At 59.0% G+C, this 26,952-nt stretch carries 18 protein-coding genes and 1 pseudogene; 8 read left to right on the top strand and 11 right to left on the bottom strand.

Features of this window, described 5'->3' with window-relative positions:
• Window positions 1-159: 159 nt before the first annotated feature.
• Window positions 160-2,403 (bottom strand): cache domain-containing protein, encoded by a 2,244-nt coding sequence (locus ACZYGA_RS07425; RefSeq protein ID WP_479398726.1) that lies wholly within the window; start codon window positions 2,401-2,403, stop codon window positions 160-162.
• A gap of 398 nt (window positions 2,404-2,801) precedes the next feature.
• On the opposite strand from ACZYGA_RS07425, the gene ACZYGA_RS07420 reads away from it, so the two are divergent.
• Entirely contained in the window at window positions 2,802-3,083 is a 282-nt protein-coding gene (locus tag ACZYGA_RS07420) for a hypothetical protein (RefSeq protein ID WP_084208667.1), read from the top strand.
• Between the two features lie 154 nt (window positions 3,084-3,237).
• Here ACZYGA_RS07420 and ACZYGA_RS07415 read toward each other — a convergent pair whose 3' ends face one another.
• Window positions 3,238-3,597 carry a hypothetical protein gene (locus ACZYGA_RS07415; RefSeq protein WP_176493923.1) on the bottom strand — a complete coding sequence of 120 codons (360 nt, stop codon included), beginning with the start codon at window positions 3,595-3,597 and terminating at the stop codon, window positions 3,238-3,240.
• 229 nt (window positions 3,598-3,826) lie between these two features.
• Between ACZYGA_RS07415 and ACZYGA_RS07410 the strand changes: the two genes are divergently transcribed.
• On the top strand, window positions 3,827-4,000 hold the full coding sequence (locus tag ACZYGA_RS07410) for a DUF2970 domain-containing protein (protein WP_077376348.1): 174 nt from the start codon (window positions 3,827-3,829) through the stop codon (window positions 3,998-4,000).
• 139 nt (window positions 4,001-4,139) lie between these two features.
• On the opposite strand, the gene ACZYGA_RS07405 is transcribed toward ACZYGA_RS07410, so the two are convergent.
• The 8 genes from ACZYGA_RS07405 to metH all read right to left on the bottom strand — a co-directional run bounded on the left by ACZYGA_RS07405 (window position 4,140) and on the right by metH (window position 17,284).
• Complete coding sequence (locus ACZYGA_RS07405) at window positions 4,140-4,694, bottom strand: DUF934 domain-containing protein (RefSeq protein ID WP_479398724.1); 555 nt, start codon at window positions 4,692-4,694, stop codon at window positions 4,140-4,142.
• On the bottom strand, window positions 4,687-6,339 hold the full coding sequence (locus ACZYGA_RS07400; RefSeq protein WP_077376353.1) for a nitrite/sulfite reductase: 1,653 nt from the start codon (window positions 6,337-6,339) through the stop codon (window positions 4,687-4,689). The genes ACZYGA_RS07405 and ACZYGA_RS07400 overlap by 8 nt, the downstream gene beginning before the upstream one ends.
• Before the next feature lie 232 nt (window positions 6,340-6,571).
• The gene (locus tag ACZYGA_RS07395; protein WP_479398722.1) at window positions 6,572-9,052 is read right to left on the bottom strand and encodes a putative bifunctional diguanylate cyclase/phosphodiesterase; all 2,481 of its coding nucleotides are present in this window, start codon (window positions 9,050-9,052) and stop codon (window positions 6,572-6,574) included.
• Window positions 9,042-9,554 (bottom strand): hypothetical protein, encoded by a 513-nt coding sequence (locus ACZYGA_RS07390; protein ID WP_479398720.1) that lies wholly within the window; start codon window positions 9,552-9,554, stop codon window positions 9,042-9,044. Before ACZYGA_RS07390 ends, ACZYGA_RS07395 begins: the two co-directional genes overlap by 11 nt.
• Before the next feature lie 28 nt (window positions 9,555-9,582).
• Entirely contained in the window at window positions 9,583-10,218 is a 636-nt protein-coding gene (locus tag ACZYGA_RS07385) for a type 1 periplasmic-binding domain-containing protein (protein ID WP_479398719.1), read from the bottom strand.
• Window positions 10,219-10,405: 187 nt separating this feature from the next.
• Entirely contained in the window at window positions 10,406-11,515 is a 1,110-nt protein-coding gene (locus ACZYGA_RS07380; RefSeq protein ID WP_479398717.1) for an ABC transporter substrate-binding protein, read from the bottom strand.
• Between the two features lie 392 nt (window positions 11,516-11,907).
• Window positions 11,908-13,236, bottom strand: coding sequence for an MATE family efflux transporter (locus ACZYGA_RS07375; RefSeq protein ID WP_084209709.1), 1,329 nt, complete (start codon window positions 13,234-13,236; stop codon window positions 11,908-11,910).
• Between the two features lie 319 nt (window positions 13,237-13,555).
• Window positions 13,556-17,284 carry a methionine synthase gene (metH, locus tag ACZYGA_RS07370; protein ID WP_479398716.1) on the bottom strand — a complete coding sequence of 1,243 codons (3,729 nt, stop codon included), beginning with the start codon at window positions 17,282-17,284 and terminating at the stop codon, window positions 13,556-13,558.
• 360 nt (window positions 17,285-17,644) lie between these two features.
• On the opposite strand from metH, the gene nfuA reads away from it, so the two are divergent.
• The 6 genes and pseudogenes from nfuA (at window position 17,645) to ACZYGA_RS07340 (ending at window position 25,531) form a co-directional block, all read left to right on the top strand.
• On the top strand, window positions 17,645-18,235 hold the full coding sequence (nfuA, locus tag ACZYGA_RS07365) for a Fe-S biogenesis protein NfuA (protein ID WP_479398714.1): 591 nt from the start codon (window positions 17,645-17,647) through the stop codon (window positions 18,233-18,235).
• A 263-nt stretch (window positions 18,236-18,498) separates the two neighbouring features.
• Window positions 18,499-20,304 (top strand): annotated as a pseudogene (locus ACZYGA_RS07360) (diguanylate cyclase domain-containing protein).
• A 400-nt stretch (window positions 20,305-20,704) separates the two neighbouring features.
• Window positions 20,705-21,262, top strand: coding sequence for a diaminobutyrate acetyltransferase (gene ectA, locus ACZYGA_RS07355; RefSeq protein ID WP_077376377.1), 558 nt, complete (start codon window positions 20,705-20,707; stop codon window positions 21,260-21,262).
• Window positions 21,263-21,521: 259 nt separating this feature from the next.
• Window positions 21,522-22,784: a diaminobutyrate--2-oxoglutarate transaminase gene (gene ectB / locus ACZYGA_RS07350; RefSeq protein WP_404625566.1), complete on the top strand. Its 1,263-nt coding sequence runs from the start codon at window positions 21,522-21,524 to the stop codon at window positions 22,782-22,784.
• Between the two features lie 232 nt (window positions 22,785-23,016).
• The gene (locus tag ACZYGA_RS07345; RefSeq protein WP_065392486.1) at window positions 23,017-23,409 is read left to right on the top strand and encodes an ectoine synthase; all 393 of its coding nucleotides are present in this window, start codon (window positions 23,017-23,019) and stop codon (window positions 23,407-23,409) included.
• 301 nt (window positions 23,410-23,710) lie between these two features.
• Complete coding sequence (locus ACZYGA_RS07340; RefSeq protein ID WP_479398713.1) at window positions 23,711-25,531, top strand: EAL domain-containing protein; 1,821 nt, start codon at window positions 23,711-23,713, stop codon at window positions 25,529-25,531.
• Here ACZYGA_RS07340 and ACZYGA_RS07335 read toward each other — a convergent pair.
• On the bottom strand, window positions 25,528-26,028 hold the full coding sequence (locus ACZYGA_RS07335) for a DUF3833 domain-containing protein (RefSeq protein ID WP_479398899.1): 501 nt from the start codon (window positions 26,026-26,028) through the stop codon (window positions 25,528-25,530). The genes ACZYGA_RS07340 and ACZYGA_RS07335 overlap by 4 nt on opposite strands.
• Between the last annotated feature and the right edge of the window lie 924 nt (window positions 26,029-26,952).

Here is a 26,952-nt window from a genome sequence, read left to right as displayed (position 1 = left end):
AACCTTAATAAATGTCAGACATTTGAACAAGCCTCAACGAATGCAACTTTGGTCGTTGCCGGCAGGCCAGGTCGCCGTGGGAGGTGGGGAGGGGGTATGGCGAGACTTCGGGCAGGCCGCTGGGATCGGTCGACTCCCCTCAGACCTTGCCATCAATCATCAGTCATCAGCGATCAGCTGATCGATGTGATGTCGCCAGTCCTTGAGTGACTCATCACCGGACAGAAGTCTCTGTCGGGTGACGAGTTCCGCGTCTGTCTCGAAGGTCCTGAGTACATTCCTCAATTGCTGCTGAGTGGCTGGAGTCAGCACGGGAACGTCCGAGGCTTCCTCGGTCTCGTCTTCCAGGACCACGAAGTGGCCAGGGGCCAGATGGAAGACCTTGAGCGGGTACAAACAGGCATTCAGATGGGGGCCGAATTGCCGGTCCGTAGTGAGAGGGGACTGCGTCCCGACGAGCTGGAGATGGTGAAGCGTTATCCCCTGCACAGTGACATGCCCTTCATGCAGCAAGCCTGTCAGCAGGGTCTCCAGCAAGGCACGGTTGAAGCAACCGGTCGTCTGGTCACGCCATTGATCCGCATGGCGCTCGATCTGACGCGGACCGGGAATCGCGCTGCGTGGCTCGGCCCTGGGGATCGGCTTGCGGGTCAGCACCCTGCGTGCCGCCTGAAGGATGTCCGGCGCAAAGGGTTGGTAGGCGCAATGCTCGATTTCACTGATGGCCTCCGCCTGAGTCAGGCCCGAGTATCTCACCAGCTCCAGAACCTGGACGACCAGCGCCAGGATCGCGGGACTGGCAGGCCGCGACAGCAAGGCCGCCTCCGAGTCCGTCTGACGGTAAGGCATGTAGTGCTGGCTTTCTCTCAGCAGGCTGGCCTCCAGAGGCGCATTGAGCGCTTCTCTCAACACTCGGCTGCCGATATCCGCCTGTTGACGCAACAACTGTTGTTGATCGAACTGAAGCTGCGCCATCGGCTTGAGCAGCGTGTCGGGAAGTGTCAGTCGGCCCATGTCATGGAGCATGGCCGTGCGCTCCAGTGCGCTGATCTGCGCCTCTTCAAGCCCCAGCTCTCTGGCGATGGCCGTCACGTATTCGGCGACGATGAGGTCATTGCCTTCACGCTGGGGGCAGCGTTCATTGCGAATCATCTGCAGGGTATTGATCAGCCTGTCCTCACCGCGCTGCTCAAGCTCGTTTTCCAGACGCCCCATGCGTTGGCGCATCTGACGCTGACGTGTGCGGGATTGCCGGAAGAGGGCATGACCGATAGCCAGGAACAGCAGCAGGCAGGCACCGAGGGTCAGCAGGAGATGCCAGCGCTCCAGACGGCTTTTCTCCTGCATGATGTCCGCGTGGGCTGTCAGGGCCGCATTGTTGATGTCGCCCATGTAGACCCCACTGGCCACGATCCATTGGAAGGGCGGATACAGCGCGGCGTAGGTCGTCTTGTCTTCTTCAGGCCCCCCACGGGAGCGGGGGAAGCGGTAATCGAAGAAGATGCCACTTCCCTGCAGGACACCCTCGAGTTCGGTCTTGTAAGGCTGGCGTCCACTGCTGTCCCGATGCTCGGTGGAGAGCAGCGTGCCTTCGGTGCCGGGCAAGAGCGGGTGAATCAGGCGACGGGCGTAGCCGGGGCCGCCCGTCGGATCCAGAATTTCATTGATCCAGACATAGCGACTCTCTCCCTTGTCCAGGCTGGCATGCAGGGATTGACGAAGCTCGTTGGCGACCAGGAATGCCACCATCTGCGGGTCGATATGAATCAGGGTCCAGATGGTCGAGGCGGTGTTGCGAGGGCGTCGAACCTCACCATCCTTGCCCAGGCCCTGCTGGCTCGGGATGGCGAAGATCAGGCCTGCGTCCGTGCCACGCAGGAAGTGAGGACTGTCATTGCTCGTGTGCAGACGCAGATTGAGTTCGGTGGACCACCATTCCGGATAGAGATTGCTCGGCAATTGAACGATATCGATCCAATCCGGGTTGATGCGAAGATCAGGGAACTGACGCAGGAGCTCGGTACTGATATAGGACCGATCTCGACCGGTAAGGTGGGTGATTCCCAGGAAGGGGGCCCGCATCGTCGTCATCATCAGTCGCTGCAGACGATGTTCGTAATCTCGATGTCGTGAGGCAATCACGCCGAGCGTCTGCTCGACCAGCAGGCTTGCCTGCAGACGCCTCTCGCTCGTGATGAGGTCACGCGTGGAAGCCGCATGCAGCGCTTCCATCTCGCGGCTGTCTCTTTCGAGAATGATCAACACCAGGCCTAGCACCACGCCTGAGAGCGCTACCAGCCCCAACCAGTGCCGAATCGAAAGGCCGGCGAATTCTCGCGTGGCGTCAAGGAAAGACCGCCCTGATGGTGTGTTGTCTGAGGAAAGATCATTATCCTTGATCATCAGATACATCATCCGTGTATTTTTCGTACACTGAGGATACACCACAACGACAAAGCGTTCGTTGCTTGTCGATCACGCACCGAGCGTCTGGTCAACGCCATGCCCAACATGGTGAGATTGCCTGGGAATTGCCGTCTCAAGGCGGCGGGTCAGCGTCCCTTGCATGCTTGCTAGCATGGTGGGAAATGGGCATGATGACAGGCGCTTTCTTCATGGCTTTCAAGAAGATATCACTTCCCTGGCGGCTTTCTTCCCAAGGGGTTGCCTCCTGATTCCGTTACTCCCCCATGTTGCCGATATGACATTGCAGAAGCCTTGGGCATAGTGTGATATTTTGCTGTCTTGAATGTTTCAGCCTCTCTTCTTGTTGTCGACAAGATCAATAGTGGAAACCATGCATGAACCGACATGATGAAAAGGTCATCGCAAGCGCCCGCAAGCAGCGTGCCTTGTTTGATGAACTTGAAAAGGCATTGGCTGAAGAGTTGAATGCGCTGGATCGTCCCTCGACTCCCCCCGCCACGTCAGAAAGCAGCCCCCAGGCAACGGACCCGGCTGAAGCGCGTGAGGCTGAATTCAATGCGCGTCTGGAGAGTCTGATCGCGGAATTCGGGCTGGATCGTGAAACGGCACATGCCTGGCTGTGCGATCTCAGTGAGTTCCAGACACGGACGGATTGATGTCATCCATGGTCCTTGCCTGAATCATCACATTCCATCCTCACGGCGCCAGTCTCCTTGCCATCGCCAGAGGCACCCTTTCGCTGTGCATTTCTGGCGTGATCTCTCCCCCGGCACATTGCGTGGAGACCGGGGGAGGCTCCTGTCATGCGAGTCAGATCTCTTCCCAGATGGCATCCTGCAATTCTTCATTCAATGTCTGCAGTCGCTTCATGCGAGTCAGCGCATGCTCGGTGACATCCCCGGCGAGTTTGCCAAGCAATTCAGGCGAGGTCCGAGCCTCCTGCCAGTCACCTGCCAATAGCGCCTGAGTCATCTCAAGCCCCTTGAGTTGACAGAGCTGAATGAAGGCCAGTTCCTGCTGATAGGCCTGCAACCCCAGCGACCAGAAGACCTGCTGGCATCGCATCCAGGGGGCGAGAGGGTGCACGAGATCATCAGGACGGTTCATCCAGGACAGCGGATGGGCCGTCAAGGGTTTGAAAGGCAGAGATGGCACGACGGAAAGTTCCATGAGGATAGCTCCTTCAGCGGCTGGATAATGCACTGGAAGCTGCTGTCTTGTGTCCCGTCCGTGTCATGATTCACTGGTATTCGAGCAGATTCTGGCCAATAGTGAATTCAGGGCCGCATGTGACGCGAAAGGCAGCATCACCTCATCGTAGTTGTCCGCAGGGGTTGCCGCCACGCCTTGCAGCGTTGTTCCACCACCATATTGATATGCGTCATTCTGGGAGGTGCTCATGATCAACGAAGTCAAATCCGTGCTTGCTGCATTCATCGGCGTTCAGAAGGAAGCCAACCGCAAACGTGACTTCGAGCATGGTCATGCGCTGGACTTTCTGGTGGTAGGACTGGTGATGGCTGCTCTGTTGGTCGGGGGCATGGCATTGCTGGCCACGGTGATGGCGGCGTGACCTGTCGATAGGCATCGATACCATGATAGAGACCGATACCACGACAAGGTCTGCAACGAAAGAGGTGACCAGAAACGAAAAGGCCCCGTGAACTGGTGACATCCAGCTCACGGGGCCTTTCATTGGCTAGTCGTCAGGGTTACCAGCGACGAGAGAACAGCGGACTCGTCTGATCGATACCTGTCTGGTAACTCACGCTGAAGATGGACAGCGCGTACAAGGCATCTTCCACATACTGGTCCGAGCGCAGCTGGAAGGCGTCGATGCCACAGCGGCTCATATAATGCAGCTGATCGACCAGCACATCGCCAATGGCACGAATTTCGCCCTGGAAACCATACCGCTCTCGCATCAGGCGGGCGAGGGTATAGCCACGCCCATCATTGAAGTTGGGGAAATCGATTGCCAGCAGCGGTGCAGTGGCAAGTGCTTCTCCCAGCTCCGGTGTCAGCTCGGTATCGCTGGCAAGCCAGGGGCCAAGCTGGTCAGACCCTTCACCTGCGTCCACCAGCGCCTGCCAGTGTGCCAGAGGCAGCAGGGCAGGTTGTTGGTAGCTTGGCAGGTTACCGTCTTCATCAAGGCGCACGACCTGCCAGGCGTCCTCGGGGACCAGCTGGTTCTGACGGATGACTCCGCCTTGACGCTGATCAGTCAATTCACGTGCTGACGTCATTTCCGCTGTCACCTCAGGCATAGACCCGCTCCTTGAACGGCTTCATGCCGATGCGGTGGTAAGTATCGACGAAGACCTCATCTTCCAGTCGCTGCTCGACATATACCTGCAACACCTTGTCGATGACGTTCGGCATGTCCTCGGCATTGAATGACGGGCCGAGAATCTTGCCGATGGTCGCGTTGTCATCACTGCGGCCGCCAAGCGAGACCTGATAGAACTCCTGGCCTTTCTTGTCGACACCGAGAATGCCGATGTTGCCGACGTGGTGGTGGCCGCAGGCGTTCATGCAACCGGAGATGTTCAGATCCAGCGGGCCGAGGTCATACAGGAAGTCGAGGTCTTCAAAGCGATCCTGCAGTGCCTGGGCGATCGGGATCGACTTGGCATTGGCCAGTGAGCAGAAGTCACCGCCAGGGCAGCAGATCATGTCGGCCAGGGTGCCAACGGTCGGGTTGGCCATGCCCAGCGCGTCCAGCGCCTTCCAGAGATTCTCGAGCTGATCGACCGGCACATCTGACAGCACCAGGTTCTGCTCGTGCGTCACACGCAGTTCACCGAAACCGTACTCTTCCGCGAGGTCGGCCACGGCGTCCATCTGATCAGCGGTGACATCGCCCGGCGCGAGTTCACGGCGCTTGAGTGACAAGGTCACGGCCTTGTAACCCGGGACCTTGTGGCCGACGACATTGTTGGTCACGAAACGGGCAAAGGCCCGGTTCTCGCTGCGCAGTGTCTCGTAGGCCGCAATCGCGTCCTCGCCGACGGCACGACGCGCCGGTTCCGGGAAGTACTCGGTCGCCTTGGCAACCGCCGAGTCTGTCAGTGTCTCGGGGCCATCCTTCAGGTGTGCCCATTCTTCCTCGACACGGCGGCGGAACTCCTCGATGCCCAATGCCTTGACCAGGATCTTGATGCGCGCCTTGTACTTGTTGTCACGACGGCCCCACTGGTTGTAGACCCGGACGATGGCGTCAAGATAGGTCAGCAGGTGCTGCCAATCGAGATCTTCCCGCACGACATCGCCGACCATCGGGGTACGACCGAGGCCGCCACCTGCCAGCACGGTCGCCTTGACGCGACCATCCTCGCCACGTGTCAGGCGCAGGCCGATATCGTGGACCTGGATCGCGGCACGGTCCGCGCTGGCGCCGGTGACGGCAATCTTGAACTTGCGCGGCAGATAGGCGAACTCCGGGTGCAGGGTGGACCACTGACGAATCAGCTCACACCAGGGACGCGGATCCACCGTCTCGTCTTGCGCGATACCGGCGAACTGATCCGTAGTGGTATTGCGGATGCAGTTGCCGCTGGTCTGGATCGCATGCATCTCGACCTGGGCCAGCTCGGCGAGGATCGCCGGGACATCTTCAAGCTTCGGCCAGTTGAGCTGCAGATTCTGACGCGTGGTGAAGTGACCATAGGCACGGTCATAGCGACGGCTGATGGCAGCCAGTGAGCGCAGCTGTGCAGCGCTCAGCATGCCGTAGGGAATGGCGATACGCAGCATCGGTGCGTGACGCTGAATGTAGAGGCCGTTCTGCAGGCGCAGGGGACGAAATTCTTCCTCACCCAGGCGGCCGGCCAGATAGCGGTCCATCTGGTCCTTGAACTGAGCTACCCGCTCGTCGACCAGGGTCTGGTCGTAAGTGTCATACCGATACATGTCAGGGGTGTCCTGCGGTCGGGCATCAGGTGGGCGACCACTGATGCGAGTCTTGTTGATGCTGCGGTCACCTTACTCCCTATCTTTTATTCTTTAAAAGAATAAATAATCATACTTTTCGATGATAGGGTTATGAAGAAGATGCCATGAGTGTGCCTACGGCAAGAACGAAAGAAAAGGCCAGAGGCTGCAATATGCGCGTCTGGCCCTGGATGACATCATGTCGCTGGCGTCAATCCACGTCACGGCCCGTTCCCATCTGGCCGTCGCGATTCTGATCGTCGGGTGTCGCCGCCCGAAGAAGACACATGCGGGTTTCACTTGCCGATGAATACCGGGCATTGAAGGCCTGCAGGGGCATCGGACGCGCGAAGTGATACCCCTGGAAGGCGCGCACTCCCATGGCCCTGAAGATCTCTGCCTGACCCCGTTCCTCGATTCCCTCCACGACGACTTGCATGCCAAGCGAATGCCCCATGTCGACGATGATGCGTGCAAGCTCCCTGTCTCGCCGGCTTGTCTGTACGTTCATCACGAATGAACGGTCGATCTTCAAGGTGCCGAAGGGCAGGTTGTGAAGATAGGAAAGGCATGAAAAGCCAGTACCGAAGTCATCCAATGACAGATTCACGCCCAGCTTGCGAATCGCCTCCAGCTGAAAGCGCAGGCTGTCCTCATTGTCGAGCATCAGATTTTCGGTCACTTCGATGATCAGCTGCCGAGGACGTATCGGATGGCGTTCGATCAATGATTCGAGCTTGTGCAGCAGGCCCTGATCCCTGAACTGCATGACAGAGGCATTGACGGACAGGTAACGAGTCTCGATACCTTGCTTTTGCCATTCACTCAAGATGACGGCCGCTTCTTCCAGTGCCCAGTTTCCGATATCGATGATCTGTCCCGTCTTCTCCGCTGCCGCAATGAATTCATCGGGCGCAATCAAGCCAAGGTCTGGGTGATGGATACGCACCAGTGCCTCCGCCCCCAGCAATGTTGGTGCATCGAGATCAGGACTTTGCGCCTGGAAGATGGGCTGCAGGTAAAGGCAGAGCCAACCTCTGGTCAGGGCCTCGCGAATCAGACGCTCCTTGAGAAACAGTGGCTCACCGTCCTCCAGAGCGCTGTCGCGTACACAGAGTCGGTACTGGTTGCCTCCCTTGTGCTTGATATCCATGACAGTGCGCTCGAGCAGGCGCATCAGACGACTGGGTGTCTCATCATCCTGGCGAACTTCAAGCCCTGCCTTACTCAGGCTGAGATTGATGGGCTCCCCCGCCTTGAGAAGCGGCGTCGAGAAGGCCAGTTCAATCCGACGCGCCAGGGCGCGCAATTCGCTTGTGTCACAGGTCATGACGAATTCATCTCCGCCGGAGCGACCCATCCAGGCTGGAGTGCAACTCTTCAGACGTTCTCCTGCTTCCTTGAGCAGGATGTCGCCGTCGACAGGGCCGAGGTGGTGATTGATGCTGTGAAAACGATCGATGTTGACCAGCAGCAGTCCGAAGGGAGCCCCGCCATTGATGAGTGTCTGAAGGTGTGAGTTCAGGGCCAGACGATTCGGCAGCTGTGTCAGCGGGTCGATCAGCTCATGCTCCAGCAATCGCTTCTGGGTCCGCTTCAATTCGGTAACGTCCGACAACAGCATCATGGTGCCGCGTTCGCTGTCATTGGTGGCCGACGGGATGACCACCTGTACCTGCCGGTCCTCTTCGTAGAGGCATTTGAGGGTCATCACCTGGTTCTCGCACGCGTCCCCCTTGCGAAGCGCCGAGCTGATGCGATCGATACAATGAGCATTCTGGCCGATGATCAAGGTATCGAAGGGCGATCCCACCAGTTGCTCTCGCTTCCACCCCGTTACCTCGAGCATCCTCTGGCTGACATCCAGCACCGTACCGTGAGCATCAATCACCAAAAGCAGTGCAGGGGTGTCGCGATAGAAATGCTGATAGCGCTCTTCGTTGTCACGCAGCGCCTCCATCATGATGAAGATGCGCTCCCCCAGGCTATTCAGCTGTGCAATGACCTTGTTGATCTCTCTTGAGCGCGTGAGCGGGATCCTGCGAAATGCCGTCTGCGGATTCTCCAGCTGACTCATGCTGGCGATCGCCCGGTTGAGAGGGACCATCACGTAGCGTTTCAATTGCCAGGAAACGATCAGCAGAACGCAGATGATGATCGAGAGTGCGATGACGAACAGCAGCGCTCCTCCCTGGTATTGCTTGGCAAGCAAGGGAGCATTGGTGCTTTCCATCTCCAGTCGCCCCACGACCTGCGTCACGAGAGAATTGCGATAGACCAGCTCCTGGGAATGTATCATCGGGTCCAGGGCGTCGCCCGCCTTGGTGATCTCCTCGACGAGAGTGCCCTCATGGTTGTAGTAGCGCACTGCATGCACGCTGGGGTGACTGCTCAGCGTTTCCAGATAGGCGTGAATGACATCGTCATCGAAGTTCCAGATCGCACTTGGCAGGGACAGAACCGTGATGTTCATCATCTCTTGATGATCTTCGTGCATGTGCTCGATGGTTTCACTTGAATACAGTGAATAACCCACGACGCCGCTGACTGCACAGATCAACAGGATGAGCGGCGCCAGCACGCGCAATATCCGCCAGCGCAGGGGCGAGGCATCGTGGCCCTCATGACCCTCATGACCCTCATGCACCTCTGTCGTGTCGTGAGGCCTGTCCTGTGTCTCGTCATTGCGCATGGCGGCGTGCTCCTTGATGGACGGCCGTCAATGCACTCGGTGCTGCAACGCTGGACGATGAAGCGGCATGAGCGGGCATCGGAAGGAAGGGAGAGGCATCAGGGGGAAGTGTCGCGACCTCATTGATCAGATGATCCATCGGTTGCAGGGCAAGGACTTCCAGAGGAATCCTGTCCAGAAAGGCCTCCGGGTCCCCAGCCAGCGCGATCCCCATGGTGTAATAGCGAGTACCGATATCACGTGCCTGGAGGCTTCCTTGTTGTACCGCGGCGAGCAGGACCAGTGACCAGGCGGTCGCCAGGGCGCCTCCGCCAGCACTGACCTCCATCTCTCCTGAGCGCAGGTGATCGACTCCGGCACGGGTCCATCCCATGCCAGCCACGACGACATCCTTGCCCGGGCGAAGCCCATTGTGCTTGAGGGCATCAATGGCCGCGATGCCCATCAGGTCATTGGCCGCCCACATCATGCGAAGGGGGCGGGCGTCTGTTTGATGTCTCAAGTAGCTTTCGACCTTTCGGTAGGCATCCTCATAACTCCAGTTGGCCTGAAATATCCGATCCGGGGACAGATGGGGGGGCTCTGAGAAGCGCGTCCTGTACACCGCGCACCCGGAGTCGTGTCGCCTCGTCATGCAGCCCTCCGACAAGAGCGATGCCTCGACCATCCGACTTGCCATGCAAGACGTCATGGCGATTGATGAGTGCCACCATGCTGTCGTGCCCCCCTTGCTGATGATCAGGCGAAACGCTGCCCAGCCAGTAGGGATATCGGCCAAGTGGCTTGCCCAACGCTCTGGCCTGGCGGGGGGTCAGGCTATTGACGATGATGATCATGGGCACGCGCACGGCATGGCTGATCTCGATCAATGGAACCGCCAGTCCATGGTTGTTGGTGGTGATCAATAGATCCGGAGGGCTCTCTCGGTTCAATACCTGCTTTCCCATTCGAATGAATTCGTCGGTGTTGCGTCTGGCACTGAAGACTTCCAGATGCATCCCCAGGGATTCAGCGGTCGTCGAGGCAGCGATGATCGCCTGGGCCCAGAACGTTTCCGTGGAATATCCGGGGTTCAGAAACACGACCTGCTTGATGGGACGCAAGCTCTCGGCCTGAGTCATCGTTGAGATGGACATCAATGCCAACAGGGCAAGGGCACGGCACATCCTCGAACATCGTGAAGCCAGTGAAGGTCGCGTCAATCTCATGATGACTCCATTATCGCGTGTGACAGGCTGTCAGGAAGCAAGTCGATCCCCGCGGCTGGCGAGCTGAAGGGGAGAGGGCTGCCTGGCGATGCGTGATCTGACGTGTTCCTCACCCGGGGCCGCACCATGATCTGCTCGATCAGTCCTATCGTTCGAGTGGCGCAGGCGAGTCTTTGATCTGCTCCAACACTGCCATCGGATCAAACGCGTAGTCGTCTTCCTTTGTCTGCAATCTGAAGCGCGTGAAGTCCACCGTTTCCCAGTCCGGCTGGATCAGCAACGGGCCGTAGATATCGACATTTCCCTGATGGATGGGGCTCATCGGGAAGTTCACGGTTCTGGGGGCCCAGTGGGTGTCATCAGCGTGGTCTCTCAACATCACCATCGCCCAGGCTCCCGCCATGAAATGCCCGCCATCTGACATCACCATGCGCTTGTCCATCACCATGGCGATGCCCTCGGGCGACCAGTTGAGACCCGCGATCAGCACATCCTTGCCCGGCTGCATGCCACTGGCTTCAACCGCTCGGACGGCACCTTCCGCCATGGCGTCGTTTGCCGCCCAGATGAGGGTATTGTGCAATCCCGAGCGTTCGGCCCATTGGAGATAGTGATGCGTGAGCCGCTCAGCATCCGGAAGGTTCCAGCGTGCCTCGAGAATGCGCGTCATCTTGACGACGTCATGCTCAGCAAAGCCATTCAGCATCCCAGCATTGCGAGCGATGGAGGCTGGCGTTCTGGTATCGCCAATCAAGGCGAGCCCGTGGCGCGTTTCACCGGGGGGATAGATACGCGCCGCGTCAATCAATTCGCTGGCCATCCTTCTCCCGGCACCATGGTTGTCGGGAATGACGCTGGCGATCCAGGAGGGGTGGACACTGCCCGGGACGCCGTGAGTTGTCTGCTCCTCCGGGGTCAAGCCGTTCAACAGCATCACGACATGTGATGAGCCGCCATCTGCCAGAGGCAGGAGGTCGGAAGCGGCCTGCTCCTCATTGACCAGCACGAGGTAGTCCGGGGGTGTTGCACGCGCCAGAGCCGCGCTTGCCAATCGTTTCATGAGGATGTGATTTCGCTCGGCATATACGACTTCCAGCGAGACATTCAGGTCTCGAGCTGCTGCCTGCATCGTCGCCGTGACCATGTTCCAGAATCGTTCCCCAGTCAGCCCCGGATTGACGAAGACGGCGGTCAAATTTCGCCCGGGTGCGAGGGACGCCGCCGCGGGGGGCATCTCGTCGGCCACCCTGGTCATGCTCGAGTGACTGCTGGCCGAGGAAACATCAAGGGCTGGTGGGAGGGGGGCTGAGGAAGCGGCAATCGGGGGGCTGAATGTCATGACGCAAGCGACGGGAATCCATCGCCGCGCACTCTTGATCCAACCTCCTGATGTAGACGTAATCGACATGTCGGCACCCGATGTCAAGAATTTACAGTAGGGCTAATATACTCCAGACCTCAGCATGTCATACGCCTCAACAACCGTGCGCTATCACCCGATTTCAACGCTTCGGTCCTCCAGACCGATTCAGAGGCAATGCCAGATGAAAGGGAACCCACGTGGCGGTGATGCCCCCCCCCCGTGGCGATCTCGAGGTCGACAGGACAAGGCCACCACGGCCCTTTGATGAAGGAAGAGGGCGAGACTCAGAGCCGCAGCAACTGCCACTCTCTGCGTTGCCAGATGGCACTGAAGACAAGGGAGTTGAAGATTCGATACCCGAGCTGAGTACACCAGATGGCCAGCAATCCACCCTCCAGATGCACCCCGAACCACCAGGCAAGCGGGAGGAAGAGCAGCCATTGGATGGCCAGGGTGGCGGTCATGACCGTGCGATTGGCACCAGCCCCGAGCAACGCCTGAGCCAGCACGATGGCCGCACAATCCATGATGATCATCACGGCGGTCAGCTGTAACGGGAGCTTGCCCAGCGCGATCAACTCCGGGCGATGCAGGAAGAGGCCCAGCACGCTTTCCGGTGCCGCCCAGAGCGGCAATCCCAGCAGCATGAGGCAAGGCAGGGCGATGCGCACCGTATCCCATCCCCAACGATGGGCATCTTCATGGTGATCGCGTCCCAATGCCTGGCCCACCAGACTCATGGCCGCCAGCCCCAGACCGACTCCGGGCAGAATGAGCAGCAGGGAGAGATTGACCAGCACATGACCCACTGCCACGCTGGCCGCGTCGATCCTGCCCAGAATCCAGAACAACACGGCATAGCCCGCCGCAAACCACAGCTGTTGGAAGGAGTGGGGCACCGCCAGCTTGAGCAGCGTCAGGTAGTGTCTCAGTGGCGGCCAGGCATGCAGTACGCCATGTTGTCTGCGCTCTCCCAGGGTCGCCTGCACCCACAGGCCCAATGCCACGAAGAGGGACAGTGTCGTACCGGCACCTGCACCATCGGCGCCCATCCTGGGGGCGCCATAGAGTCCATGGATCAAGATGATGCTCAACACCACATTGATCAGCTGGGTGATCAACATGATGCGCAGATAGATACCGGTGCGCTGAAGTCCATTCCAGAATCCGCGGAAGCAGAATGCCATGGCGACGGGCACGATGCCGGCGACGCGCCATTGGAAGTAGGAGGTGGCCGTTGCGTGGACCTCAGGCTGGTCATTGATCAGACGAAGCAAGGTGTCTGCCCAGTGATGGCAGGCCAACATCACGGGAATGCCCACCGACAATGCCAATATCAGTCCGGCGTTCAGCCCTTCGCCGCAACGTTCGGGGGCAGATTCTCCCAGCCGTCGAGAGGTCTGGGCCTGCACGGCGGATGACAGCCCGAATATCAAGGCCGTGACCATGAACATGGCATAGCCCCCGACCCCGACTCCCGCCAGCGCCGTCTCACCAAGCTGTCCTACCAGGGCGGCATCGATCAGATTGAGAAGGCTCTGCGACAGCATGCCACCGATGATGGGCAGTGCCAGCTTCAGAATTCTCAGGCTGCGTTGGCGTTCAGGCAACATCACGGACGCCCCATCGCCGGTGAATACCGCCGCCGGCAATCTCCAGGGTCACCTTCAGACGATGCCGCCGCGCAGGGCAGGACAGACGGGATGGATGCGCAGAACAGGGACACAGACGGCTCGCAGGTCAGAGGGCAGGGAAGGACAAAGGAGGCCATTATAGCGTGAGGTGTCACAGGCAGCATCCGGTGCATGACGCTGACCGAGACTCTGCTGAGTCAACCAGCCCCACGCAAAAGGGCACCTGCGCTGGCAGGTGCCCTTTGCATGATCATGCGAGATAAGTTTGCCGGCTTGGCAAGTCTTCGTACGACCTGATCTAGCTGGCGTTGTCCGGATCGTAGCTCAGTACCGGTGACAACCAGCGCTCCATTTCGGCGAGTGGCATGCGCTTGCGCTCCGCCAATGACAGCACCTGGTCCCGGGTGATCTTGCCGGTGGAGAAGTACTTCGACTCAGGATGGGCGAAGTACCAGCCGGAAACAGCGGCGGCCGGCCACATGGCGAAGCTCTCGGTCAGCACCATGCCGGCATGCGTCTCCGGTTCGAGCATGCGGAACAGCGTGGCCTTCTCGGTGTGGTCCGGGCAGGCCGGGTAGCCTGGCGCCGGGCGTATGCCCCGATACCGCTCGGCGATCAGTGCCTCGTTGTCGAGCACTTCTTCAGCGTCATATCCCCAGAACTCCTTGCGGACACGTTCGTGCAGGCGCTCGGCAAAGGCTTCGGCGAGACGATCCGCCAACGCCTTGACCATGATGGCGTTGTAGTCATCGCCAGCCTCCTCGTACTGTCTGGCCAATTCATCCGCCCCATGCCCGGTGGTGACGGCGAAGCCACCGATCCAGTCCGGCTTGCCGCTGTCTCGGGGAGCGATGAAATCGGAGAGGCTGTGACAGACGCCGTCGCGGTTCTTGGTCATCTGCTGACGGATGTGGTGGAGGTGCTCGATGACGTGAGTACGCGACTCATCGGCATAGACCTCCAGGGTATCGTCGTCGACACAGTTGGCTGGCCAGAAACCGATGACCCCACGTGCGGTCAGCACCTTCTCATCGATCAACTTGCGCAGCATTTCTCTGGCATCGGCGAACAGGGCACGCGCGGCGTCTCCGACCACCTCATCCTGCAGGATCTTCGGATACTTGCCTGACAGCTGCCAGCTCATGAAGAAGGGCGTCCAGTCGATACGCTCGACCAGTTCGTTGAGATCATACCCATCGAAGACCTTGAGGCCCGTGAAACTTGGCGCCGGCGGCGTGTAATTCTCCCAGTCAGGCTGGAAGCGGCGCTTGCGCGCCTCGGCATAGTCAAGGTCCGCAGCCTTCGGGCGTCGTTTGGCATTGCGCTCACGCACCACGGCATACTCGCTGCGCACCTGATCGACGAAGTCGGGCTTGAGCTCGGGGGACAGCAGACGAGACGCCACGCCCACGGCGCGCGACGCATCGGTGACATAGATGACAGGATGCTCATACTGCGGCTCGATCTTGACCGCCGTATGCGCCTTGGAGGTGGTGGCGCCCCCGATCAGCAACGGCAACTGCATGCCCCGGCGCTGCATTTCCCTGGCGACGCTAACCATCTCGTCCAGTGATGGTGTGATCAGGCCCGAAAGCCCGATGATATCGGCCTTCTCGTCGATGGCGGTCTGCAGGATCTTCTCCGCCGGCACCATCACGCCCAGATCGATCACCTCATAGTTGTTGCATTGAAGCACCACGCCGACGATGTTCTTGCCGATATCGTGGACATCGCCCTTGACGGTGGCCATGACGATCTTGCCCTTGGCCTGGGTGTCTCCGGATTTTTCTGCCTCGATGAATGGGATCAGGTGGGCAACCGCCTGTTTCATGACCCGCGCGGACTTCACCACCTGGGGCAGGAACATCTTGCCCGCACCGAACAGATCACCGACGACATTCATGCCATCCATCAAGGGGCCTTCAATGACCTCGATGGGGCGCGCCGCCTGGACCCGCGCCTCTTCGGTATCTTCCTCGATATGCGAGGTGATGCCCTTGACCAGCGCGTGCTCGATACGCTTGTTGATTGGCCAGCTGCGCCACTCGAGATCTTCCTTCTTCTCGCCAGTACTGCCATCACCCTTGTACTTGTCGGCAATGTCGAGCAGACGCTCGGTACTGTCATCACGACGATTGAGCACCACATCCTCGACGGCCTCACGCAACTCATCGGGTAGATCATCGTAGAGCGCCAGCTGGCCGGCATTGACGATGCCCATGCTCAAACCCGCCTGGATGGCGTGATAGAGGAATACCGAGTGGATCGCTTCACGCACCGGGTTGTTGCCGCGAAACGAGAAGGACACGTTGGAGACGCCGCCGGAGATCATCGCATGCGGCAGGTTGGCATGAATCCAGCGCGTGGCCTCAATGAAATCGACGCCGTAGTTGTTGTGCTCCTCGATGCCGGTGGCGATGGCGAAGATGTTGGGGTCAAAGATGATGTCCTCGGCCGGGAAGCCGATATCTTCGACCAGCAATCGGTAGGCTCGCTCGCAGATCTCGATCTTGCGCTCATAGGTGTCGGCCTGTCCGACATCATCGAATGCCATGACCACCACGGCCGCGCCATGGCGTCGACAGATCTGCGCTTGGTGTTGGAAGCTTTCCTCGCCTTCCTTGAGCGAGATGGAATTGACCACCGCCTTGCCTTGGATGCACTTGAGCCCCGCCTCGATGATGTCCCACTTGGAGGAGTCGACCATGATCGGCACCCGCGAGATGTCCGGCTCCGAGGCGATCAGGTTCAGGAAGCGCACCATGGCCTCCTGTGACTCCAGCATGCCTTCATCCATATTGACGTCGATGACCTGCGCGCCGCTCTCGACCTGCTCGAGGGCGACTTCCAGCGCGGTGGTGTAATCCTCCTCCTTGATCAGGCGACGGAAGCGCGCGGAGCCAGTGACGTTGGTACGCTCACCGACATTGACGAACAACGAGTCCGGCTGGATGTTGAAGGGCTCAAGCCCCGACAGGCGGCAAGCTCTGGCGGTCTCGGGCACCTTGCGGGGCGCGCATTGATCCACCACACCCTTGATCGCACGAATATGTTCCGGCGTGGAGCCACAACAGCCACCGATGATGTTGAGCAGACCCTCCGCGGCGAAGGTTCGGATGATCTCGGCCATCTCGTCCGGGGTCTGGTCGTACTCGCCGAATTCATTGGGCAGGCCGGCGTTGGGATGCGCGGAGACAAAGGTATCGGCCTTCTCGGACAGCTCACGCAGATAGGGGCGCAGCTCCTCGGCACCGAGAGCACAGTTTAGGCCGATGCTCAGCGGGCGAGCGTGGCGTACCGAGTTCCAGAAGGCTTCGGTGGTCTGGCCGGACAGCGTGCGTCCCGAGGCATCGGTGATGGTGCCGGAGATCATCACCGGCAGGCGCGGGTGACCTTCGTCGTACAGCTCCTCCAAGGCATAGATAGCCGCCTTGGCATTGAGCGTGTCGAAGATGGTCTCGATCAGGATCAGGTCCGCGCCGCCCTCGAAGAGCGCCAGCGCAGCTTCGCGATAGTTGTCGCGCAGGATATCGAAGGTGACGTTGCGCTTGGCGGGGTCGTTCACGTCGGGGGAGATGGAGCAGGTGCGGCTGGTCGGGCCGAGCACCCCGGCGACGAAGCGCGGGATGCCGGTCTCGGCGGCCACGTCATCGGCTGCCTTGCGCGCCAGACGCGCCGATTCGAGATTGATCTCGTACACCAACGCCTGCATGCCGTAATCGGACTGCGACAACTGGGTCGCATTGAAGGTGTTGGTCTCGACGATGTCGGCGCCGGCCTCGAAATAGGCGCGGTGGATCGCTTCGACGATATCCGGGCGTGTCAGGGCCAGCAGGTCGTTGTTGCCCTTGATATCACTGGGCCAGTCGGCGAAGCGTTCACCACGGAAGTCTTGCTCTTCCAGTCCATAGCTCTGCAACATGGTGCCCATGCCACCATCGAGGATCAAGATACGCTCCTGCAGCGCCTGTCTCAGCGCGTCAGACAGGGGCAGGGAATAGGGAACAGGGGGGTGGGCTTGCGCCATGACGGACTCCAGCGTACGTGACTTGTCGCGTTGTTTCCCGGACGTGTGATTCTGTTTGCCAAGCAAGGACTTTGCCAGGCAAGCCACACGCCACAGGCGCGAACTCATTGCTATTGGGAGGCTCTGGTGAAGGATCCGCTCGCGGCATCCTCGCCTTGCCAGATGTGGCTATCGTATCAGACCGCAGAATCGTCACGATGAGCATGATTCATGCGCAACATGAGTGCTTTAGGAAAGCCCACCCGGGAGTGGCCGCGGCCATGACACCAAACCCGAGTGATTTGCTCAGGATTGCGAGTGCAGCAGGATTTCCTTAACATGGAGCCATTAGTCACCTGACATCAAGAGAGTCTCTGCGCCATGAGTGAGAGCATCCAGATTACCGATAGCGCCCAAGAGTATCTTGCCGAGCTGCTCGATAAGCAGAACGTTGAAGGTATCGGCGTGCGCATCTTCATCACCCAGCCGGGCACTCCGTATGCCGAGACGTGTCTTGCCTACTGCCGCCCGGGAGAAGAAGAGCCGACCGACGAGATTCTGGATCTTCCGAAGCTGAAGGTCTATCTCGACACCCACAGCGTTCCGTTCCTGGAAGAGGCGACGGTCGACTTCAATGCGGATCGCATGGGCGGCCAGCTCACCATCAAGGCACCGAATGCCAAGATGCCCAAGGTCAATGCGGACAGCCCGCTGGAAGATCGCATCAATTACATCCTCTACAGCGAGATCAATCCGGGCCTGGCGGCACACGGTGGTGAGATCAAGCTGATGCAGCTGACCGACGACCAGGTTGCCGTGCTTCAGTTCGGCGGCGGGTGCCAGGGGTGCTCGGCCGTTGACCTGACGCTCAAGGATGGCGTGGAGAAGACGCTTCTGGAACGCATCCCCGAGCTCGCCGGCATTCGTGACGTGACCGATCACACTGATACAAGCAATGCCTATTACAACTGATTCATTGACGTGATGCCTCAAGGCGCCTGTCGATAGCGTGCGCCTGCGACATCCCGTCCAGCTTGATCAGATGAAGATCCTCCATCGCGTTGCGGTGGGGGATCTTTTCATTAGGAGGCTGCTGCCGGGAATGACCTCGCGTAATACATCCGAGTATTAGGATTTCTGGTATTTTGAAGATGAATGCTGCAGATGGCGCCTACGCTGACGCCTCATGACGGCTTGTCCGATGACCGTATCCACCAGTGAAGAGACCGCCATACATGACCCTGGCCAACATGCGCTTTCGCACCATCAACATCATCATCTGCGGACTCTCCGCACTGGCAGGGCTGGTGTTGCTGGTCGTGTTGGCTTTTATTACCCGCAACGTGTCCGACCTGCAACGCGATTGGCAGGAATATCAGCAGGCGCGCTCCGACAAACCGCGCCTGGAAGGTCAGCTGACCAAGGCCCTGGGCTATGGCGGCATGGTGCATGACTTCAAGAATCTCGTGCTGCGTCAGGACCTCGAGCTGATCGGCGAGGTGCAGAACGAGATAGGTGCCGCTCGTAGCGCTCTGAGTCGTTACCAGAGCCTTGGACTGTCTCAGAGGGAGGAGCAGGCGGTGGCGGGTCTGCGTGCCACTATCAATCGCTATGAGCTGATGGTGCCCAGAATACGCACGATGATCGAGCAGGGGAGTTCGAGTGCCGATATCGACAAGGTGGTTCAGATCGACGATTTCCAGGCTGTCTCGGGGCTGGATACCCTGCGCCGTATCTCAATCGTGGAGCTACGTGACAATGACAATCCGCTCGAGAACGGCATGGGCAAGGCTCGCCTGGTGGCCAACCTGCGCCGTGATCTCGGCTACGGCGAGATGATCCACCACTTCAAGAATTACGTGCTGCGCAGTGACGCCATTTATGGTCAGCAGGCGGCGCAGGACATCGAATCGCTTCGCGCCACCCTAGCGGCTTATCGTCAGCTGGGCATGAACACCGCCGAGCAACGTGCCATCCGCGATATCGCCGATGTCATTCAGTCCTATAGTGACCGCTTGAACAAGGTCAACCAGCTGCATGATGAGCAGGCAGACCTTTCACCGCGTGAGATCGATCAACGGGTCAAGGTCAATGATGCGCCAGCGCTTGACGCACTGGGGGTGCTGGATCATGAAACCCGCATGCGGATCGGGGCCACCTCTGCCGCGGTCGGCAAGACGCTCAAGCTGCTAGCCACGGTGGCCCCGGTGGTCAATGGCCTGGCGCTGGCGATGATCGTGGTGCTGATCGGGCTTTCCATGTGGCTGTTCGCTCGCTATGTGCTCAAGCCGATTCGCCGCCTCACGCAGACGATGAACACTCTGGCCAATGATGATGTCAGCGTGGTGATCGACAGTACTCAGCACACCAATGAAGTCGGCCAGATGGCGCGTGCGTTGCAGAAGTTCAAGTACAACATCATCGAGAGCAACAACTACAAGAAACGCATCACTCAGCTGGCAATGCATGATTCCCTGACAGGGCTGCCCAATCGTCAGCATTTCTATGAGAGAAGCGAGCAGTGGCTGGCTGATGTCAATGAAGAGGGCGGTCAGATGGCCTGTCTGATGCTGGACATCGACAAGTTCAAGCCCATCAACGACACCTATGGTCACGCGGCTGGTGACGTCGCCCTCAAGGTGATCGCGGAAAGGCTCAACTAGGTGGTGCGCAAGGACGACTTCGTCGCACGTCTGGGCGGCGATGAATTCGTGGTACTGGTCCACAATGCCGACATCCAGGCAAATCTGGGGCGCCATGGTGAACTTGCCCAGCTGGCACAGCGCATCATCGACTCATTGGGCAAGCCTTTCCTCTATGAAGACCACAAGCTGGAAGTGGGGTGCAGCATCGGTATCGCGATCGCGCCGCAACACGGCAATCAACGTGAAGCGCTGACTCACAATGCCGATATGGCGCTATATGCTGCCAAGAATGAAGGCCGCAACTGCGCCATCCAGTTCAGTCGCCACGATGAACTCGGGCAGATCGTGGCGACCTCCTCCAGGCGAGCCGCTTCCTCGACAGCCGTGAAACGCTGACCTGTCGCTCGGGCACGTGCGATGGGGATCTGCTGACATCGTCAGAGACCGTATATGACGTCTTCACGATGCCTGCCGCGACGGCATCTCTTCATACCCTTTCTTCTCCATATGGCGCCTGCGGGCGCCATATGTCGTTCTGCTGACAGCGATGCGTACTGCACTCAGGCACGGCGATAGGGGATGGGGGACAGGGGGCATGGCATGACTGGCGTCTGCGCGGTGGGCGGAGGCGTGGCGATTGCCCCGTGGAGCGGCTCATGCGATGAGGTGATAAACGATAATTTCCCGTTATGTATGAGCGCTTCGCAAATAAACTATGGTTTGCAAGACTCATAACGGTTTGTTATGGTTTATAGCGAATTCGCCAACTGCGAAATAATCTATGAAAACCATGACAATGACTTCCACGATTCAGGGCCTTGCCCACCACACCCATGATGCCGTGATCAACCGCGCCACGACGCCGCTGTTCATCCGTCAGCCGACCACTGATGACGGCTGGGGCATCTATGAGCTGGTCAAGGCATGCCCGCCGCTGGACCTCAATTCAGGGTATTCGTACGTTCTGCTGGCAACCCAATTCCGTGACAGTTGCGCCGTGGCAACGGATGAAGAGGGTGAGGTGGTCGGCTTCGTCTCGGGCTACACCCGCAATGATGCCCCGCAGACCTTCTTCCTGTGGCAGATCGCCGTCGGTGAGAAAGCCCGTGGGACTGGCCTGGCACGTCGTCTGATCGAGGCCGTGATGAAGCGCCCGGAGATGGCCCATGTGCGCCACCTCGAGACCACCATTACACCTGACAATGAAGCGTCCTGGGCACTCTTCACTCGACTGTCCGAGCGCTGGCAGGTCCCCCTGCATTCGCGTGAGTATTTCTCCTCGGATCAGTTGGGCGGCGTGCACCTCGCGGAGAACCTGGTACGTATCGGTCCGTTCCTGCCGAGCGATATTTGAGCCAGCCATGGTGTCTCAAGACGCTATGGAGAAGTCTCGGGTGAGGCGGCGTCACGATTCTCGTGTCGGACCTCGAGGAGAATCACGTCTCACCCGCTGGATGTTCATGACAGGAAAGTCGTGACATCACTTGTCGACCCCCAAGTCATCATGTGCAAGCGGGTCAGTGTCATTCGTTGAATCGTCTTTACATTCTGGTATGGCCGCCAGCGCTTTCATCGCGCCGAGCATGGCCATCCATCACCAGGGAGGTGACAGCATGAATACGCAGATACTCGAACAGATGGAATCCGAGGTACGCACTTATTCTCGTTCTTTCCCGACCGTCTTCACCAAGGCGCAGAATGCCCACCTGTTCACCGAGGATGGCAAGCGCTACATCGATTTCCTGGCCGGCGCGGGCGTGCTCAACTACGGGCACAACCACCCGGTGCTCAAGAAGGCATTGATCGATTACATCAGCAGCGATGGCATCATCCACGGTCTCGACATGTGGACTTCCGCCAAGCGCGACTTCCTGGAAGCCCTAGAAGAAGTGATCCTCAAGCCGCGTGGTCTGGACTACAAAGTCCACTTCCCGGGGCCGACCGGTACCAATGCCGTCGAAGCGGCCATCCGTCTGGCGCGCAAGGTCTCTGGCCGTCACAACATCGTGTCGTTCACCAATGGTTTCCATGGTGTGACCATGGGTGCTCTGGCCACGACAGGCAACGCCAAGTTCCGAGATGCAGCGGGTCTGCCAGCCCAGGGCGCACAGTTCGTGCCCTATGATGGCTACATGGGCGAGGGTGTGGACACCGTCGCGTATCTCGACAAGCTGCTGAAGGACTCCTCCAGTGGTCTGGACCGCCCGGCAGCCGTACTGGTCGAGACCGTACAAGGCGAGGGTGGCATCAACCCGGCCTCCATCGAATGGCTGCAGCGTCTGGATGCCCTGTGCAAGGAGCATAAGATCCTGCTGATCATCGACGATATCCAGGCGGGCTGTGGTCGTACCGGCAAGTTCTTCAGTTTCGAGCATGCCGACATCATTCCGGACATCGTCTGCAACTCCAAGTCACTGTCGGCCTCTGGCGTGCCGTTCGCGATGGTGATGATGCGTCCGGAGCTGGATGAGTGGAAGCCGAGTCAGTACAACGGCACCTTCCGTGGCCATGCACTGGCCTTCGTGACCGGCGCCGCTGCACTGCGTCACTTCTGGAGCGACAATAAGTTCGAGCGCGACATCCAGCGCAAGGGCCGTATCGTCGAGGAGCGCTTCCAGAAGATTGCCGCCAAGGCGCGTGAAAACGGCTTCGCGGCGCACGAGAAAGGTCGTGGCTTGATGCGCGGTATCGATGTGGCGTCAGGTGAACTGGCAGATGCCATCACCTCACGCTGTTTCGAGCAGGGCCTGATCATCGAGACCAGCGGTCACTCCGGGCAGGTCGTCAAATGCCTGTGTCCGCTGACCATCCGTGATGAAGACCTGCTGGAAGCCCTCGACATCATCGAGGAAAATGCGGCGGCCGTCCTGCGCTGAGTCTCTGCGGTATCGGGCGCTGGTCACGTGATCGGCGCCCGTTCTTCTTTGGCCCGCGATGGCGCGGGTCATCTCATGCGATTCCTGGCCCTTGTCACCTGTCACCGAAGAAGGCGCTTATCGTTCTGCGCCGTGGCTCTTTCGTGTTCAAGCGCCATTGCCTTCATGTCACTGCGGGAATCGCCATCTGTCAGCTGTCGAGTCATGACAGCGCCCAAATGAGGAGAAGTTGATGATCGTTCGCAATCTCGAGGAAGCCCGCAAGACGGATCGTCTGGTCAAGGCCGAGAACGGCAACTGGGACAGCACTCGTCTGCTGCTCGACGAAGATGGTGGCAAGTGCTCCTTCCATATCACCCGTATCTTCGAAGGTACCGAGACCCATATCCACTACAAGCACCACTATGAAGTCGTGTATTGCATGGAAGGTGAGGGCGAGGTGGAGACACTGGCGGATGGCAAGGTCTGGCCGATCAAGCCGGGTGACGTCTATATCCTCAATGAACATGACGACCACCTGCTGCGTGCTACCAAGACCATGCATCTGGCATGTGTCTTCACACCGGGTCTGACCGGCAAGGAAGTCCACCGTGAAGATGGCTCCTACGCACCTGCCGAAGCCTGAATCCGCGTCACGATCCGCGAGATTCATGGCCTGACCACACGAAGCCCCCGCAGCCAAGCTGCGGGGGCTTCGTGGTATGTGGGAGCAGGGCAGAAGGGCGCGCGGCTCCATATTGCATCACGAATATTCGAAAGTTTACCGTTTAATTGACCAGAGACTCTCAGTCTCCCTTCGCGAAGCAGGCAACGTTAAGCTGAATGGTGTCCGTGTCACTCAGATGAGATTCTCGCCAATGGCCATCCCCCCACACAACGCGTCTGTCAGCCCACCCGCCATTGCGGCAGGTGGGCGTCCCGGGTTCATGCCAGCAGCCCCTCATCCTCGCGAACAGGAGCGAATCGATAGCCTCCACGCGCTTCACGTACTGGATAGTGAGCATGAAAAGCGTTATGACGACCTGACGCGCCTAGTCGCGGATATCTTCGATGTCCCCATCTGTCTCGTGTCACTGGTGGACGAGAATCGCCAATGGTTCAAGGCCCACTGCGGTATCGATGCACGTGAAACGGGGCGTGACCTAGCCTTCTGCGCCCACGCTCTCCATGAAGAGCGCTACCTCGTCGTCAACGACGCGAGCAAGGATGAACGCTTCCATGACAATCCCCTGGTCACCGGCCCGCCATATCTCCGATTCTATGCCGGCGCCTTGCTGCGAGACAGTTCAGGATTGCCATTGGGCACCTTGTGCCTCATCGATCACACACCACGTGAGCTGAGTGCGCCACAACTCGAAAGGCTGGGGCGCTGTGCCACGCTGGTCGAAAACGAGCTGGTCCAGCGCGACAGCCTCCTGACGGAACGAACGCGTGCCACGCTTCAGGCCAGCATTGACCCCATTACCGGCTACAGCACACGGCGTCGTTATCTTCAGACATTTGCCCATTGGATGGAAAGCCGAGGGAGTGAAAGCTACCAGGCCATCATGCTCAAGGTGTCGGAGGCAGAACACTGGCGTCACCATCAGGGCGAGGTCTTCCTCCAGGAAGCGATGCAGTCACTGTCCAGCCAGATCAATGAAAGCTTCGATGATGAAGACGTCATCAAGGGTCGTCTGTGCAGCGATACCCTGATCATCCTGCTGCCTCAGCGGCAGTCTGTCAGCGGCATGCGTTGGCAACGTTTCATCACTCAGCCTTGGCTGATGCATCTTTCCAGTGCTCTGAGGCCCAAACTCCTGGTCGCAACGGCCACCTTTACGCCCGAGGGGACCACGGCCCATGAGCTTGTCGAACTTCTCGAGGAGGAACTTGCCAGTGCGGCTCATTGGGCACCGTGTCAGCAGAATCTTCAGGTCGCCGATCTCAGCAGCAATGTCACCCTTGCCATCGCATTGGGCGATCGCTTCGCCCGGGCCTTGCGAGACAATGAGCTCAGCCTGCATGCGCAGCCGATCCTGGATGTCCGGACGAGAAAGGTGTGCGGCATGGAGATGCTGCTGCGTTGGCAGATTCAAGGGCGCTGGGTCACCGCGAACCAGATGTTGCGCATGGCTGAGCGCGCAGGCCTTGGCGAAGAACTGGATACCTGGGTGTTGCGCCAGACGTGCGCCATGGTCAGTCGTTGGCAGTCGCAGCGCTCCACGGAGTCTCTCGGAGTGCCGGTATCACTGAATCTCTCGGCGAAGCGCCTGATTGACAGTGAATACGCCGAGACATTGAGGCGCATCCTGCGACTTAACCGCCTCAAGGGGGAGCATCTGCGCCTGGATCTCACGGGCTGCGAACGCTTCGCGGAGACACCAGAGGCAATGATTGCGGCAATGACCTCGTTGACCCGTGACGGAGTCTCCTTCTGCATTGATCGGTTTGGCCGGGAAAATGCCAACCTGCGTCTGTTGAGCCGGATGCCGGCGGTGGCCGTCAAGCTGCACCCACGCTTCATGGCACCTCAGCAGCATGAGCCGGATCAGACTCGTTTGATCAAGGCATGGACCTGTGCGATGAAAACGCTGGGACTGGTGCCCATCGCGGTAGGTAGCAAGCGAGTTCAGCAACTATCGGAGCTTGAGTCTCTCGGGTTCGATCAGGTTCAGAGCGATGCCTTCGGGCAACCTGCGCTCCCGGAAGATAGCTATGCCCAGTGGCTTGCCGAGACACATTCGTCCTTGAACAAGCGCCTCTAGCGGCCGCTCACACAAGGGCAGCGCTGAAAGGCGAGGGTGATGGTGGCAAGCTCGATGCCCAGTTTGCGCATCGAGGTGCGATTCAACACGCGTCCGTCTGGTTGCAGATACATCCAGTCATCCATGTTGAACTCCCAGACACTGCCATCGATGGGAACCTGTAGGACATATTGCATGCGAAAGGCATGGCCATTGCTGGCTGCCGTGGCTTCTCCGGTCACGTCAGCTGCCGTGCCGCGCCACTGACGGTCACCCGTCGGGACGAAGGTCCATTGTCGATGCTGCGTCTCGCCATCGCTGTAGCGAAAGTTCTCGTCGAGGGTCAATCGTCCATCCTGCCTGGTGCCCTGTAGGTCCACTACGAAGCGTCGAGTCACTTCACCGGAACGATCCTGAACCATTCCCCAGCCTCGTGTGTGCCCGAGGAAGTACTCGTCGATTCTGAACTCGGGTCCGGAACCGGCATAGGTATCGATTGAGGGACTGCTGCAAGCCATCAACAGACTTGCTGAGGAGGCCAGCAGGGTGATCAGACCGAGGGAGCGCAAGCGGGAGCGAATCATCGACATTCTCGACAAGGAAACTTGTACTGATACTATGCAGTGATTCTACAAATAGCAATTTGGATGTGTCTCGACGCTTGCAGTGGATCGTCAGCGCAGGCGTGATGTCGACATTCTATAAGCTCGTATAATATATATTATGTTAAATCTAGTATTCGAGAAGCCCAGACTCACGTCTCACAGGACCCGCCCTGACGATCATGCTGCCTGTCATGTGTTCGGCTGTGCATGACCGATACCCGCCATGCTGAACCACAACTCGAGTGCCTGATGTCCTGAAATGTTCAGCAGCATGTCTGCCTGTCGTCAGCTGACGTCAGTGATTGGTCTTCTTCTGCCCTTATGTCACGACCAGCCCGTTGAGAACAGACTTCGCCACTGAGGTCTCCAGTGCTCCCGCCGATCATTCGATGACTTGTGACACCCACCACAAGGTGCACTCACGATGCGAGAAATGTGCAAGTCCATGAAATAAGTGCCAAAGTATGGTAGCCGGAGACGTCAACTCGGCTGGGACAGGCACGTCCCCAACGAGCGACATTCTTGCCTGTCGAGCGATGAAATCGACGGCAAGAGGCGTCATGAGCGCTTCGCATCACGCTGGATTGAATGATTGTCCGTGAATGGCAACGCATTGACGGAAGCCGTTCCCGGGCGCACCAGCCGTGGGTGGCGAATCATGGACAGCGACTATCCGGCCTACGTATCATCGCCCTTTGCCACACCTTCAGCGATCGCTGCGAAGACGACGACTGAAGGTGGCCGGGCTCCCTCCCATCATCCACTCGTGCAAGTACGGTGCGAGATGGATGAACAAGAATCATGCAAGGCGAACTCGTGAAGACGAGATCGTCAGCA

The sequence above is a fragment of the Cobetia sp. BL01 genome (assembly GCF_056493605.1).
Note: the sequence above shows the minus strand (reverse complement) of the source record. Positions and strands in the feature narration are given on the sequence as shown.

Bases quoted from the DNA above. Each gene is read 5' to 3' on its own strand.
- ACZYGA_RS07400 (WP_077376353.1), bottom strand. From the start codon at position 6,339: ATGTATCGGTATGACACTTACGACCAGACCCTGGTCGACGAGCGGGTA.
- ACZYGA_RS07340 (WP_479398713.1), top strand. From the start codon at position 23,711: ATGCCAGCAGCCCCTCATCCTCGCGAACAGGAGCGAATCGATAGCCTC.
- ACZYGA_RS07420 (WP_084208667.1), top strand. From the start codon at position 2,802: ATGAACCGACATGATGAAAAGGTCATCGCAAGCGCCCGCAAGCAGCGT.
- ACZYGA_RS07375 (WP_084209709.1), bottom strand. From the start codon at position 13,236: ATGTTGCCTGAACGCCAACGCAGCCTGAGAATTCTGAAGCTGGCACTG.
- ACZYGA_RS07415 (WP_176493923.1), bottom strand. From the start codon at position 3,597: ATGGAACTTTCCGTCGTGCCATCTCTGCCTTTCAAACCCTTGACGGCC.
- ACZYGA_RS07395 (WP_479398722.1), bottom strand. From the start codon at position 9,052: ATGCGCAATGACGAGACACAGGACAGGCCTCACGACACGACAGAGGTG.
- ACZYGA_RS07385 (WP_479398719.1), bottom strand. From the start codon at position 10,218: ATGTGCCGTGCCCTTGCCCTGTTGGCATTGATGTCCATCTCAACGATG.
- ACZYGA_RS07380 (WP_479398717.1), bottom strand. From the start codon at position 11,515: ATGACCAGGGTGGCCGACGAGATGCCCCCCGCGGCGGCGTCCCTCGCA.
- ACZYGA_RS07410 (WP_077376348.1), top strand. From the start codon at position 3,827: ATGATCAACGAAGTCAAATCCGTGCTTGCTGCATTCATCGGCGTTCAG.
- ACZYGA_RS07335 (WP_479398899.1), bottom strand. From the start codon at position 26,028: ATGGCTTGCAGCAGTCCCTCAATCGATACCTATGCCGGTTCCGGACCC.
- ACZYGA_RS07345 (WP_065392486.1), top strand. From the start codon at position 23,017: ATGATCGTTCGCAATCTCGAGGAAGCCCGCAAGACGGATCGTCTGGTC.
- ACZYGA_RS07425 (WP_479398726.1), bottom strand. From the start codon at position 2,403: ATGATCAAGGATAATGATCTTTCCTCAGACAACACACCATCAGGGCGG.
- metH (WP_479398716.1), bottom strand. From the start codon at position 17,284: ATGGCGCAAGCCCACCCCCCTGTTCCCTATTCCCTGCCCCTGTCTGAC.
- ectA (WP_077376377.1), top strand. From the start codon at position 20,705: ATGACTTCCACGATTCAGGGCCTTGCCCACCACACCCATGATGCCGTG.
- nfuA (WP_479398714.1), top strand. From the start codon at position 17,645: ATGAGTGAGAGCATCCAGATTACCGATAGCGCCCAAGAGTATCTTGCC.
- ectB (WP_404625566.1), top strand. From the start codon at position 21,522: ATGAATACGCAGATACTCGAACAGATGGAATCCGAGGTACGCACTTAT.
- ACZYGA_RS07405 (WP_479398724.1), bottom strand. From the start codon at position 4,694: ATGCCTGAGGTGACAGCGGAAATGACGTCAGCACGTGAATTGACTGAT.